Annotated in this window: 11 protein-coding genes; 5 read left to right on the top strand and 6 right to left on the bottom strand. The window is 59.1% G+C overall.

Annotation, left to right across the window (positions count from 1 at the left end; all coding sequences use genetic code 11):
• Positions 1 to 43 precede the first annotated feature (43 nt).
• Complete coding sequence (locus BM275_RS07990) at positions 44 to 2,272, bottom strand: NADP-dependent isocitrate dehydrogenase (RefSeq protein WP_090520485.1); 2,229 nt, start codon at positions 2,270 to 2,272, stop codon at positions 44 to 46.
• 362 nt (positions 2,273 to 2,634) lie between these two features.
• Here BM275_RS07990 and icd point away from each other — a divergent pair, with 362 nt between their 5' ends.
• On the top strand, positions 2,635 to 3,891 hold the full coding sequence (gene icd / locus BM275_RS07985; RefSeq protein WP_090520483.1) for an NADP-dependent isocitrate dehydrogenase: 1,257 nt from the start codon (positions 2,635 to 2,637) through the stop codon (positions 3,889 to 3,891).
• 62 nt (positions 3,892 to 3,953) lie between these two features.
• On the opposite strand, the gene cspD is transcribed toward icd, so the two are convergent.
• Positions 3,954 to 4,217, bottom strand: a complete 264-nt coding sequence (gene cspD, locus BM275_RS07980) for a cold shock domain-containing protein CspD (RefSeq protein WP_003298830.1) — start codon at positions 4,215 to 4,217, stop codon at positions 3,954 to 3,956.
• A gap of 218 nt (positions 4,218 to 4,435) precedes the next feature.
• Between cspD and clpS the strand changes: the two genes are divergently transcribed.
• On the top strand, positions 4,436 to 4,798 hold the full coding sequence (gene clpS / locus BM275_RS07975; RefSeq protein WP_003298832.1) for an ATP-dependent Clp protease adapter ClpS: 363 nt from the start codon (positions 4,436 to 4,438) through the stop codon (positions 4,796 to 4,798).
• A 29-nt stretch (positions 4,799 to 4,827) separates the two neighbouring features.
• The gene (clpA, locus tag BM275_RS07970) at positions 4,828 to 7,098 is read left to right on the top strand and encodes an ATP-dependent Clp protease ATP-binding subunit ClpA (protein ID WP_014820078.1); all 2,271 of its coding nucleotides are present in this window, start codon (positions 4,828 to 4,830) and stop codon (positions 7,096 to 7,098) included.
• 131 nt (positions 7,099 to 7,229) lie between these two features.
• Here clpA and infA read toward each other — a convergent pair whose 3' ends face one another.
• The 4 genes from infA to trxB all read right to left on the bottom strand — a co-directional run bounded on the left by infA (position 7,230) and on the right by trxB (position 9,989).
• Positions 7,230 to 7,448 (bottom strand): translation initiation factor IF-1, encoded by a 219-nt coding sequence (gene infA, locus BM275_RS07965; RefSeq protein WP_002553999.1) that lies wholly within the window; start codon positions 7,446 to 7,448, stop codon positions 7,230 to 7,232.
• Positions 7,449 to 7,548: 100 nt separating this feature from the next.
• Positions 7,549 to 8,256 (bottom strand): arginyltransferase, encoded by a 708-nt coding sequence (locus BM275_RS07960; RefSeq protein WP_090520481.1) that lies wholly within the window; start codon positions 8,254 to 8,256, stop codon positions 7,549 to 7,551.
• A 52-nt stretch (positions 8,257 to 8,308) separates the two neighbouring features.
• Entirely contained in the window at positions 8,309 to 8,989 is a 681-nt protein-coding gene (aat, locus tag BM275_RS07955; protein ID WP_045665570.1) for a leucyl/phenylalanyl-tRNA--protein transferase, read from the bottom strand.
• 52 nt (positions 8,990 to 9,041) lie between these two features.
• Positions 9,042 to 9,989, bottom strand: a complete 948-nt coding sequence (gene trxB / locus BM275_RS07950; protein ID WP_090520479.1) for a thioredoxin-disulfide reductase — start codon at positions 9,987 to 9,989, stop codon at positions 9,042 to 9,044.
• Between the two features lie 161 nt (positions 9,990 to 10,150).
• On the opposite strand from trxB, the gene ftsK reads away from it, so the two are divergent.
• Both ftsK and lolA read left to right on the top strand, forming a co-directional pair.
• Entirely contained in the window at positions 10,151 to 12,604 is a 2,454-nt protein-coding gene (gene ftsK, locus BM275_RS07945; protein WP_172602807.1) for a DNA translocase FtsK, read from the top strand.
• 17 nt (positions 12,605 to 12,621) lie between these two features.
• Positions 12,622 to 13,248 carry an outer membrane lipoprotein periplasmic chaperone LolA gene (gene lolA / locus BM275_RS07940; protein WP_044313927.1) on the top strand — a complete coding sequence of 209 codons (627 nt, stop codon included), beginning with the start codon at positions 12,622 to 12,624 and terminating at the stop codon, positions 13,246 to 13,248.
• Positions 13,249 to 13,257 lie beyond the last annotated feature (9 nt).

Raw genomic sequence — 13,257 nt, 5'->3', positions numbered from 1 at the left:
CCCGGCACCAGGCCGGGGTTCGTGGTAACGCTCAAGCGTTGACTCAGGCGTTCAGCGCGGCCAGGGCTGCGTTGAAGGTTGCGCTGGGGCGCATCACCTTGCTGGTCAGTTCCGGATTGGAGCGATAGTAGCCACCGATATCCACCGGCTTGCCTTGCACCTCGGCCAGTTCGGCAACGATGGTTGCTTCCTGCTCGGTCAGTTGCTTGGCCAGCGGGGTGAAATGGGCCTTCAGTTCGGCGTCTTCGTCCTGAGCGGCCAGAGCTTGTGCCCAGTACAGCGCCAGGTAGAAGTGGCTGCCGCGGTTGTCGATCTGACCTACCTTGCGCGCCGGCGACTTGTTGTTGTCCAACAGTTTGCCGGTGGCCTGGTCAAGGGTCTTGCCGAGGATCTTGGCCTTGCTGTTGCCGGTTTTGATTCCGGTTTCTTCCAGGGACACAGCCAGAGCAAGGAACTCACCCAGGGAATCCCAGCGCAGGTAGTTCTCTTCTACAAGCTGCTGCACATGCTTTGGTGCGGAGCCGCCGGCACCGGTCTCGTACATGCCGCCGCCCGCCATCAGCGGAACGATGGAGAGCATCTTGGCCGAAGTGCCCAGTTCCATGATTGGGAACAGATCGGTCAGGTAGTCGCGCAGCACGTTGCCGGTCACCGAAATGGTGTCCTGGCCAAGAATCATGCGCTCCATGCTGACTCGGATGGCTTCGTTGTAGCCCATGATGCGGATGTCCAAGCCGCTCAGGTCGTGTTCCTTGAGGTAGGTTTCGACCTTGTTCTGCAGCTGACGATCATGGGCGCGTTCCGGGTCAAGCCAGAAGATCGCCGGAGTGTTCGACTGGCGGGCGCGGGTCACGGCCAGCTTGACCCAGTCGCGGATCGGGGCGTCCTTGGTCTGGCAAGCGCGCCAGATGTCGCCCTTCTCGACTTCGTGCTGCATCAGAGCAGTGCCATCGGCCAGCACGACGCGCATGGTGCCGTCGGCCTGCATCTCGAAGGTCTTGTCGTGCGAGCCGTATTCCTCGGCTTTCTGTGCCATCAGGCCGACGTTCGGCACGCTGCCCATGGTGACCGGGTCGAAGGCACCGTTGGTTTTGCAGAAGTTGATCATTTCCTGGTAGATGCGGGCGTAGGTGCTCTCCGGCATTACCGCTTTGGTGTCCTTCTGCTTGCCGTCCTTGCCCCACATCTGACCGGAGTTGCGGATCATCGCCGGCATCGAGGCGTCGACGATGACGTCGCTCGGGATGTGCAGGTTGGTGATGCCCTTGACCGAGTCGACCATCGCCATTTCAGGGCGGTGGCTGTAAACCTCATGGATGTCGTGCAGGATCTCTTCCTGCTGCGAGACCGGCAGCGACTTGATCTTGTCGTACACGCTGCTGATGCCGTTGTTCGGGTTGACGCCCAGTTCCTTGAACAGCTCGCCGTACTTGTCGAACACGTCCTTGTAGTAAACGCTGACCGCATGACCAAAGACGATCGGGTGAGAGATCTTCATCATGGTGGCCTTGACGTGCAGGGACCACATCACGCCGGTTTCCTTGCAGTCCTGCAGGGTGTCTTCGAAGAAGGCGCGCAGCTTGTTGCAGCTCATGAACATGCCGTCGAGCACTTCGCCTTCCTGCAGAGACAGCTGCTTCTTGACCTCGACCTGGCCGTCCTTGCCAACGAACTCGATGCGCACGTCACCGGCTTTTTCCATGGTGATCGACTGCTCGCTGGAGAAGAAGTCGCCGCCGCGCATGTAGTCGGCATGGGACTGCGAAGCCTTGCTCCACTTGCCCATCGAGTGCGGGTGCTTGCGGGCGTAGGCTTTCACGGCGGCCGGAGCGCGGCGGTCGGAGTTGCCTTCGCGCAGCACGGGGTTCACGGCGCTGCCGAGTACCTTGCCATAGCGGGCGCGGGTATCTTTCTCCGCATCGGTCTGCGGGTCTTCCGGGAAGTTGGGGATGTTGTAGCCCAGGGCCTGCAATTCGGCGATGGCGGCCTTGAGCTGCGGCACGGAAGCGCTGATGTTGGGCAGTTTGATGATGTTGGCATCGGGCTGAACGGTCAGCTCGGCAAGCTTGGCCAGGTCGTCGTCGACTTTCTTGTCAGCGTCGAGCTGGTCGGCAAAGCTCGCAAGAATGCGCCCTGCAAGAGAGATGTCGCGTGTTTCGACGGCTATGTCAGCGGAGGCGGCGAAGGCTTCTACAATAGGAAGAAGCGAATAGGTAGCCAGCGCAGGGGCTTCGTCGGTGAAGGTATAGATGATCTTCGAAGGGGTGGACATTTAGCGATAACTCTCTTCTTGCAGGGCGTGCACAGAATCCCGAGTGCGCCGGGTAGGCGCTCTGGCTCTCCGTCTAGATGAAACCAGAAGGGGGATTCGCCGCGGTGATGATGGATGCACCAATAGAGTGTCGAGCATTTGAACCGCCGAGCCGCGGTAGCGACTCTGAGGTTTCAAGGGGCGGGACTTGTACAAGACAGGTTCGTCCCTTATGACTTGTGAGTCATCGCGGCAGTATACCATCGAGCCAGCCTCGGGCAGAACGGCATTGCGCATACGACGAACGAACATGTAGTTTCAGGCAATTCGAGTGGGTTACCCTCAAAGATGATCGATGTCTAACCACGAAGACGGAGTCCAGCATGGGATACCAAAAGATCCAGGTGCCATCCAGCGGTGACAAAATTACCGTTAACGCCGATAACACCCTGAACGTCCCCGACAACCCGATCATCCCTTATATAGAAGGGGACGGTATCGGCGTCGACATCAGCCCGGTGATGATCAAGGTCGTGGATGCCGCTGTTCAGAAGGCCTATGGCGGCAAGCGCAAGATTGCCTGGATGGAGATCTACGCGGGCGAGAAGGCTACGCAGGTCTACGATCAGGATACCTGGCTGCCGAAGGAAACCCTCGAAGCTGTCCGCGATTACGTCGTGTCGATCAAAGGCCCCCTGACCACTCCGGTCGGCGGTGGCATCCGCTCCTTGAACGTTGCGTTGCGCCAGGAGCTTGATCTCTATGTCTGCCAGCGTCCGGTTCGCTGGTTCACCGGTGTGCCGAGCCCGGTCAAGAAGCCGGGCGACGTGGATATGGTGATCTTCCGGGAGAACTCCGAAGACATCTACGCCGGTGTCGAGTGGAAGGCAGGCTCCCCGGAAGCGGAGAAGGTCATCAAGTTCCTTACCGAGGAAATGGGCGTCAAGAAGATCCGTTTTACCGAAAACTGCGGAATTGGGGTCAAGCCGGTTTCACTGGAAGGTACGAAGCGTCTCGTTCGCAAGGCGTTGCAGTACGCCGTCGACAATGACCGCAGCTCCGTCACCATTGTCCACAAGGGCAACATCATGAAGTTCACCGAGGGTGCCTTCAAGGAGTGGGGCTATGAAGTGGCCCGCGACGAGTTTGGCGCCGAGCTGCTGGATGGCGGGCCCTGGATGCAGTTCAAGAACCCTAACACCGGCAAGAACATAGTAGTCAAGGACGCCATTGCCGATGCCATGCTTCAGCAGATCCTGCTGCGCCCGGCCGAGTACGACGTCATCGCAACACTCAACCTGAACGGTGACTACCTGTCCGATGCGCTTGCCGCTGAGGTTGGCGGTATCGGTATTGCCCCCGGGGCAAACCTTTCTGACACGGTCGCCATGTTCGAAGCTACGCACGGTACCGCGCCGAAGTACGCCGGTCAGGACAAGGTCAATCCGGGCTCGCTGATTCTCTCGGCTGAGATGATGCTGCGCCATATGGGTTGGTTGGAAGCGGCAGACCTGATCATCAAGTCGACCGAGAGCGCTATCGCCGCCAAGACCGTCACCTACGACTTCGAGCGTCTCATGGAGGGCGCCCAGTTGATGTCATGCTCGCAATTTGGCGACGCGATGATCAGCCATATGTAAGGCGTGGAATGAAAAAAGGCCGATCAGATGATCGGCCTTTTTTTGTTTTGTTTCAGGACAAATCAGGCATCTACCGTCGAGACGCCTTGGGCAGCAGCAGGGGTCGTCGCCTCGGACACGGCCTGCTGTGGCCTGATGTCGGTTGCGTGAAGGCCTTTCGGACCCTGCAGGATGTTGAACATGACCGCTTGCCCAGCTTTCAGAGTTCGATAGCCTTCCATCTGGATGGCCGAGTAGTGGGCGAACAGGTCCTCATCGCCGCCGTCTGCTACGATGAACCCGTAGCCTTTGGCGTTGTTGAACCACTTGACCTTACCGCTTAGCATGCTGTTATCCCTCTGCAAAGGAGTCCATTACTGGAGTAACATCCATTTCATTCCGCGCTTATGCAGCCCGAGGCCTCATGTTGCGCAACCCGTTTGCCCTTGTAGGCACATACTGTTTGTATCACCGTTTTGCCGATAGTCAAGGCGACTCGTCAGCTGGCTGCGAAGCTGTCCATATTTATCTGGCCCCCGCGCCACGACCTAGAACCGTTATGCGCATGCATGCATTTGCTCAGATTCGACTAACATTCAATCAGGACCGGCCTCAACGGGACGAAGACGACGCGTCTGGTCTCGCTGTCCAAGAGGCCAAGCCGGAATTAAAGGCACCACCGATGTATAAAGTTGTCATGTTCAATGACGACTACACACCGATGGATTTCGTCGTCGAGGTGCTAGAAGGCATTTTCAATCACAGCAGGGAGCAGGCCACCAAGATCATGCTGGCCGTCCATACCGAGGGGCAGGCCGTCTGCGGGCTCTATACGCGCGACGTAGCCGAAACCAAAGCGATGCAAGTGAATCAATATGCAAGGGAATGCCAGCACCCGCTGCTCTGTGAGATCGAGAAGGACGGTTAACTCCGACTGCTGGAGAAGAGGTGAAAGCTATGTTGAACCGTGAGCTCGAAGTCACTCTGAATCTGGCTTTCAAAGAGGCACGTACCAAACGTCATGAATTCATGACGGTTGAACACCTCCTGTTGGCCCTACTGGACAATGAAGCGGCAGCCACCGTGCTGCGGGCTTGTGGCGCGAGCCTGGACAAGCTGCGCCATGATCTGCAGGAGTTCATTGATTCCACCACTCCACTAATTCCACAGCACGATGAGGAGCGCGAAACCCAGCCTACGCTTGGCTTTCAGCGCGTACTGCAGCGTGCCGTATTCCATGTCCAAAGCTCTGGCAAGCGGGAAGTGACCGGGGCAAACGTGCTGGTCGCGATTTTCAGCGAGCAGGAGAGCCAGGCCGTATTCCTTCTCAAGCAGCAGAACGTCGCGCGTATCGACGTCGTCAACTACATTGCTCACGGTATTTCAAAGGTGCCTGGCAATGCTGGTAGCCCGGAGAACGATGCGGAGATGCAGGATGAGGACGGTGGCGAGCCGGGTGCGTCAGGCAATCCTCTGGATGCCTATGCGAGCAATCTGAACGAGCTGGCGCGTCAAGGACGGATCGACCCGCTGGTTGGGCGTGAGAACGAAGTCGAGCGTGTCGCGCAGATTCTCGCGCGTCGGCGTAAGAACAATCCGCTTCTCGTAGGTGAAGCTGGCGTCGGTAAGACCGCTATTGCTGAGGGCTTGGCAAAACGCATAGTGGATAATCAGGTTCCGGACCTGCTCGCCGATAGCGTCGTCTACTCGCTAGATCTGGGTGCGCTGCTGGCGGGTACGAAGTATCGAGGTGATTTCGAGAAGCGCTTCAAGGCGTTGCTCGGAGAGTTGCGCAAGCGGCCGCATGCCATTCTTTTTATTGATGAGATCCATACGATCATCGGTGCCGGAGCTGCGTCTGGCGGCGTGATGGACGCGTCGAACCTGCTCAAGCCCTTGCTTTCTTCCGGTGAAATCCGCTGCATCGGTTCTACGACCTTCCAGGAATTCCGTGGGATCTTCGAGAAGGATCGCGCCCTCGCGCGTCGCTTCCAGAAAGTCGATGTCAGCGAACCTTCAGTCGAAGACACGATCGGTATTCTGCGTGGCCTTAAGGGGCGTTTCGAGCAGCATCACAACATCGAATACAGCGATGAGGCGCTTCGTGCCGCGGCAGAATTGGCCTCGCGCTACATCAATGATCGGCATATGCCTGACAAGGCCATCGACGTGATCGATGAGGCGGGCGCCTATCAGCGCCTGCAGCCGGAAGAGCAGCGGGTCAAGTGCATTGATGTCGAACAGGTCGAAGACATCGTGGCAAAGATTGCGCGGATTCCTCCGAAGCACGTCAGCAGTTCGGACAAGGAGCTGCTGCGTAACCTCGAGCGCGATCTGAAACTCACGGTTTTTGGCCAGGATGATGCGATCGACTCGCTGGCGACAGCCATCAAGCTTTCACGGGCTGGATTGAAGGCTCCGGACAAGCCGGTTGGATCGTTCCTTTTTGCCGGGCCTACCGGCGTGGGTAAGACAGAGGCTGCACGCCAGCTGGCTCGAGCGCTGGGCGTCGAGCTGATCCGTTTCGACATGTCCGAGTACATGGAGCGTCACACCGTATCTCGTCTGATCGGTGCGCCTCCGGGATACGTTGGGTTCGACCAGGGTGGCTTGTTGACCGAGGCCATCACCAAACAGCCGCATTGCGTGCTGTTGCTGGACGAAATCGAAAAGGCGCACCCCGAGGTCTTCAACCTGCTGCTGCAGGTCATGGATCATGGCACGCTCACGGACAATAACGGTCGCAAGGCCGACTTCCGCAACGTGATCATCATCATGACCACCAATGCTGGTGCGGAGACCGCGGCGCGGGCTTCTATCGGTTTTACCTTGCAGGATCATGCCTCTGACGCGATGGAGGTCATCAAGAAGAGCTTTACGCCAGAGTTTCGCAATCGTCTGGATACCATCATCCAGTTCGGCCGTCTGAGTCACGAAGTCATCAAGAGCATCGTCGACAAGTTCTTGATCGAGCTGCAGGCGCAGCTCGAAGACAAGCATGTGACGTTGGAGGTGTCAGATGCTGCGCGCAGCTGGCTGGCGGAGCATGGCTACGATGCGCAGATGGGTGCGCGGCCGATGGCACGGCTTATTCAGGACAAGATCAAGAGGCCGTTGGCTGAGGAGATCCTGTTCGGTGAGCTGGCCGAACATGGTGGCGTGGTTCACATCGATATTCGGGGCGGCGAGCCGTTCTTCGAATTCGAGACCACTGCAGAGCTGGCCTGACCTTAGGTGGTATCGAGCGCCCGGCTTCGGCCGGGCGTTTTTCGTTCCGGCATTGCGTGCTGCCGCCTCCGCCTGTTTGCTGCTGCAACAAAAAAGCCCGGCATAAACCGGGCATTTTTCTCGCGGCTCGCTTAGCGGGCGCGGTAGGTGATGCGACCCTTGCTCAGATCGTAGGGGGTCAGTTCCACGCGAACCTTGTCACCGGTAAGAATCCGGATGTAGTTCTTGCGCATCTTTCCGGAGATGTGCGCAGTAACGACGTGCCCGTTTTCCAACTCCACACGAAACATGGTGTTAGGCAGGGTGTCGACGACAGTACCTTCCATTTCGAAGCTGTCTTCTTTCGACATTCAGTAAAGTCCTCGGTGTCCAAATGAGTGACCCGACGCATGCATGCGCGGGCAAAAGCGGCAAGCATTGTGCCCGAAATGGGTCGATGAGCCAAGGACTTCAGCTGAGCGTCACCCAGCGCTGGTTGACCAGCAGTTCGATGGGGCGATATTCGGTCTTGTAATTCATCTTCCGGCAGTTCTTGATCCAGTACCCGAGGTACACGGCCTTCAGGCCGAGACGCGCTGCTTCGCCGATCTGCCAGAGAATCGCGTAGCGCCCCAGGCTGCGCCGTTCTTCTTCGGGATCGTAGAAGGTGTAAACGGCGGACAGTCCATTGGGCAGTACATCGGTGACGGCGACTGCGAGCAGTCGTCCATCCAGCCTGAATTCGTAGAATCGACAAAACGGTAGGTCGCGCACGAGGAAGGTATTGAACTGCTCGCGGCTGGGGGGGTACATGTCGCCGTCCGCATGGCGCTTTTCGATGTAGGTCGCGTAGAGCGCGTAGAGCTCCTCGCTGAACGCCGGGCGAACACAACGTACCTGCAGGTCAGCGTTGCGTTTGAGGATTCGTTTCTGTTGCCGGCTGAGCTCTGGCGAGTTTGCCGGAATGCGAGCCGGAATGCAGGCCGAGCACCGCTGGCAGTGGGGGCGGTAGAGGTGATCGCCGCTACGCCGGAAGCCCATCTCGGAGAGTTCCGCGTACACCTGCGCGTCCATCGGCTGGCTAGGGTCGAGGAACAGCGTGGTGGCCTGTTCATCGGGCAGATAGCTGCACGCATGGGGCTGTGTGGCGTAGAACTTGAGGCGAGCCAGTGAAGTCATGGTCAACTCTCAGAAATCATGAGCTGAGTGTAGGTTAGCTTGCGGTAGCCGGCTAGGCGCGCCAGTCGGCTGCGCTGGGCTGATCCAGATGCTCGGCAAGTGCGGCGGCGAATTGCTCACGCGCAATGCTGCGGGCGCCAAAGCTTTCCAGATGACGTGTCGGCATCTGGCAGTCAATCAGGACAAAACCCCAGTCACGCAGCTGTTCCACCAGTGTGACGAATCCAACCTTGGACGCATCGGTAGCGCGACTGAACATCGACTCGCCGAAAAATAGCTTACCGATTGCCAGTCCGTAGAGTCCGCCGACGAGATGCTGCTCCTGCCAGACTTCTACCGAATGTGCGACACCCATTTCGTGCAACTGAACATAGGCTTGCTGCATCGGTGTGGTGATCCAGGTTCCGTCCGAATAGCTACGAGGCCCGGCACAGCCTTGGATCACGTCGGTAAACGCTTGATCGAAGGTCACCTGAAATTCGCCCTGACGGATGCGCTTGCGCAGGCTGCGCGACACATGCAGTTCGTTCGGGAACAGCACCGTTCGCGGATCGGGAGACCACCACAGCAACGGCTGCCCATCCTGGTACCAGGGAAAGCAGCCGTGGCGATAGGCGGCCAGCAGGCGTTCATGGCTAAGGTCACCCCCAGCAGCCAAAAGGCCGTTGGGTTCTCGCAAAGCCGCTTCGAGAGGGGGGAAGCAGAGATCGTCGCGCTTTAGCCAGGTCAGCATGTCGCCACGCATATGCAGGTAGGAGAGGGCGGGCCGAGGGCCCGCCACTAGATCAGTTGTCGAGGTACTTTTCTGCGTCCAGAGCGGCCATGCAGCCGGCACCGGCCGAGGTGATCGCCTGGCGATAGACGTGATCAGCCACATCACCAGCAGCGAAGACGCCAGGAATGCTGGTGCAGGTGGCATCACCCTCGCCGCCACCTCTAATCTTCAGGTAGCCATCCTTCATTTCCAGCTGGCCCTGGAACAGGTCGGTGTTCGGCTTGTGGCCGATGGCGATGAATACGCCGGCGAGGTCCAGCTTGTTCTCTTCGCCGGTGAGAGTGCTCTTCAAACGGACACCGGTCACGCCGCTGGCATCGCCGAGTACTTCCTCGAGGGTATGGTTCCAGTGCAGGCGGATGTTGCCGTTGGCCGCCTTGTCCATGATCTTGTCCTGCAGGATCTTCTCCGACCGCAGTTTGTCGCGGCGGTGGATCAGGTGGACTTCCTTGGCAATGTTGGACAGGTACAGCGCTTCCTCGACCGCAGTGTTGCCGCCGCCGATCACCGCGACGACCTGGTTGCGATAAAAGAAGCCGTCGCAGGTGGCGCAGGCCGATACACCACGGCCAGCGAACGCATCTTCAGAGGGCAGACCGAGGTATTGTGCCGAGGCACCGGTGGCGATGATCAATGCGTCGCAGGTATAGACGCCGCTGTCGCCGCGCAGGGTGAATGGGCGCTGCTGCAACTCTGCGGTATGGATGTGATCGAAGACGATCTCGGTGTCGAAGCGCTCGGCGTGCTTCTGCATGCGGACCATCAGGTCCGGGCCGGTCAGACCTTCGACATCGCCGGGCCAGTTGTCGACTTCGGTGGTGGTGGTCAGCTGACCGCCGGGCTGGATGCCGGTGATCATCAGTGGCTTCAGATTGGCGCGGGCAGCGTATACCGCAGCGGTATATCCGGCCGGGCCGGAGCCGAGGATGATCAGACGCGAATGCTTGACTTCACTCATAAAAAGCCCTCATAAGCCTTTGTTGCAAATAGAGAAGCGTGCTCCAGTCGAGCCGCGTCGGGAAATCGGGCGTTTATGCTACACCGAAGCATCGGCAAAAGCCCAAGCCGCCGCGGAACCTGCATGCCATCGAATCGACAAACCCGTACAATGCCGGGGTTCTGGCTGACTACGGTTCATCGCGCCGCAGGCGCAGGAAAGAAAGCGTTTTGAAGAATTCCTCATCTACCGCGCCGGCAACCGTCTGGCGACAACAATTGCACTATCGCCTCAAGGAAGGCGCGTTGATAGCGCTCGGTGCGCTCTGCGTCTACCTGTGGATGGCGTTGCTTACCTACGATCCGGGCGATCCTGGCTGGACCCACACCAGCAATGTCGATCAGGTCCGGAACGCTGCCGGCCGTGCCGGCGCCTGGTTTGCCGATGTTCTGTTCATGGCGCTGGGCTATTTCGCCTATTTGTTTCCCCTGCTGCTTGGCGTCAAGGCCTGGCAAGTGTTCCGCGCGCGTCATCAGCCCTGGGTGTGGAACGGCTGGCTGTTCTCCTGGCGCCTGATCGGTCTGGTGTTCCTGGTCCTGTCCGGGTCCGCGCTGGCCTATATTCATTTCCAGGCCGCTCCTGGCTTGCCCGCGTCTGCCGGCGGAGCGCTGGGAGAGAGCCTCGGTCAGTTGGCCGTTCTGTCCCTTAACGTACAGGGCAGCACCCTTGCGCTGTTGGCGTTTTTCCTGTTCGGTCTAACGGTGTTCACCGATCTGTCCTGGTTCAAAGTGATGGACATCACCGGCAAGATCACTCTCGACCTCATCGAGCTGATCCAGAGCTTCTTCAGTCGCTGGTGGAGCGCCCGCGCCGAGCGCAAGCAGATGGTCGCCCAGTTGCGAGAAGTCGACGATGTCGTGAGCGAGGTGGCTGCGCCGATGGTGCGCGACCGTCGTGAGCAGGCCAAGGTCAAGGAGCGCATCATCGAACGTGACGAGTCCCTGGCCAAGCACATGAGCGAGCGCGACAAGCGTGTGGCTCCGGTGATCGCTCCGCCTGCTCCTGCCAAAGCCGCCGAACCGAGCAAGCGCGTGCTGAAAGAAAAGCAGGCCAACCTGTTTGTCGATCCGCTGATCGAGGGCAGCCTGCCGCCGATCTCGATACTTGATGCTGCCGAGAAACAGCAGAAGCAATACTCGCCTGAGTCGCTGGAAGCGATGTCGCGGCTGCTGGAGATCAAGCTGAAGGAGTTCGGTGTAGAGGTCATCGTCGAGTCGGTACATCCAGGCCCGGTGATCACCCGCTTCGAAATCCAGCCGGCGGCCGGTGTGAAGGTAAGCCGTATCTCCAATCTGGCCAAAGACCTTGCGCGCTCACTGGCAGTGATCAGCGTGCGGGTGGTCGAAGTGATTCCGGGCAAGACCACTGTAGGTATCGAGATTCCCAACGAGGATCGTCAGATCGTGCGCTTCTCCGAGGTGCTTTCCTCGGCCCCCTACGACGACGCCAAATCACCGGTCACCCTGGCACTCGGCCATGATATCGGCGGTAAGCCGGTCATCGCCGACCTGGCGAAGATGCCGCACCTGCTAGTGGCTGGTACCACTGGTTCCGGCAAGTCGGTGGGCGTCAACGCGATGATTTTGTCGATCCTGTTCAAGTCCACGCCGGAAGAGGCGCGGTTGATCATGATCGATCCCAAGATGCTTGAACTGTCGATCTACGAAGGCATTCCGCACCTGCTTTGCCCCGTCGTCACGGACATGAAGGAGGCGGCCAACGCACTGCGCTGGAGCGTCGCCGAGATGGAGCGGCGCTACAAGCTGATGGCGGCCATGGGCGTTCGTAACCTCGCGGGCTTCAATCGCAAGGTCAAGGAAGCCGAAGAGGCTGGCACACCGCTTACCGATCCGCTGTTCCGTCGTGAGAGCATGGATGACCAGCCGCCGCCGCTGAAATCCCTGCCGACCATCGTCGTGGTGGTGGACGAATTCGCCGACATGATGATGATCGTCGGCAAGAAGGTCGAAGAGCTGATCGCGCGTATCGCACAGAAGGCACGCGCGGCGGGTATTCACCTGATCCTTGCCACCCAGCGTCCGTCGGTGGATGTGATTACCGGCCTGATCAAGGCCAACATTCCGACCCGAATGGCATTCCAGGTATCCAGCAAGATTGATTCGCGCACCATCCTCGACCAAGGTGGTGCCGAGCAGTTGCTGGGGCACGGTGACATGCTCTACCTGCCGCCGGGCACCGGCCTGCCGATTCGTGTCCATGGCGCGTTCGTTTCCGATGAGGAAGTGCACCGGGTGGTCGAGGCCTGGAAGGCCCGTGGCGCGCCTGACTACATTGAAGACATTCTTGCTGGCGCCGAAGAGGCGGGTAGCGGCTTCGATGGTAGCAGTGGCGAAGGCAGCGGAGAGGGCAGCGAAGAAGACCCGTTATACGACGAGGCGGTTCGCTTCGTCACTGAAAGCCGCCGTGCGTCGATTTCCGCCGTGCAGCGCAAACTCAAGATTGGCTATAACCGCGCCGCGCGGATGATCGAGGCCATGGAAATGGCTGGCGTGGTGACATCCATGAACACCAATGGCTCGCGCGAAGTCATCGCGCCGCCGCCTATGCGCGATTGAATCGCTTCGAGGGCTAAATGCAATTGATCCGTTTGCTGTGTGCATCTGTCCTGATGGTTGCCCTGGCCCCGGCACACGCCGACCAGGCTGCATCCACCAAACGACTGACTGATTTGCTGAACCAGGCTGAAACCCTGACCGGCCGTTTCTCGCAGCTGTCGCTCGACGGCAGCGGCACCCAGCTGCAGGAAACCTCCGGTGAACTGGCGCTCAAGCGCCCCGGGCAGTTCCGCTGGCACACCGATGCACCGATGGAGCAGCTGCTGGTCTCCAACGGCGAAAAGGTCTGGTTGTATGACCCAGACCTGGAGCAGGTTACCGTCCAGCAACTCGACCAGCGCTTGACGCATACGCCGGCGCTACTGCTCTCCGGTGACGTGTCGACCATCAGCGAGAACTTCGAGGTTTCCCACAAGGAGGCCGGTGAGGTTGTGGATTTCACCCTCAAGCCCAAGGCCAAGGACACGTTGTTCGATAATCTGCGCCTGTCGTTCCGTAGCGGCGTGATCAACGACATGCAGCTGATCGACAGCGTCGGTCAGCGCACCAATATCCTCTTCATGGGCGTGAAGATGAATCAGCCGCTCAACGCCGACATGTTCACCTTCGAGATTCCTGAGGGTGCCGACGTCATTTCCGAGTGACCCTCATCT

The sequence above is a fragment of the Stutzerimonas kunmingensis genome (assembly GCF_900114065.1).
Classification (GTDB): Bacteria; Pseudomonadota; Gammaproteobacteria; order Pseudomonadales; family Pseudomonadaceae; genus Stutzerimonas; species Stutzerimonas kunmingensis.
Note: the sequence above shows the minus strand (reverse complement) of the source record. Positions and strands in the feature narration are given on the sequence as shown.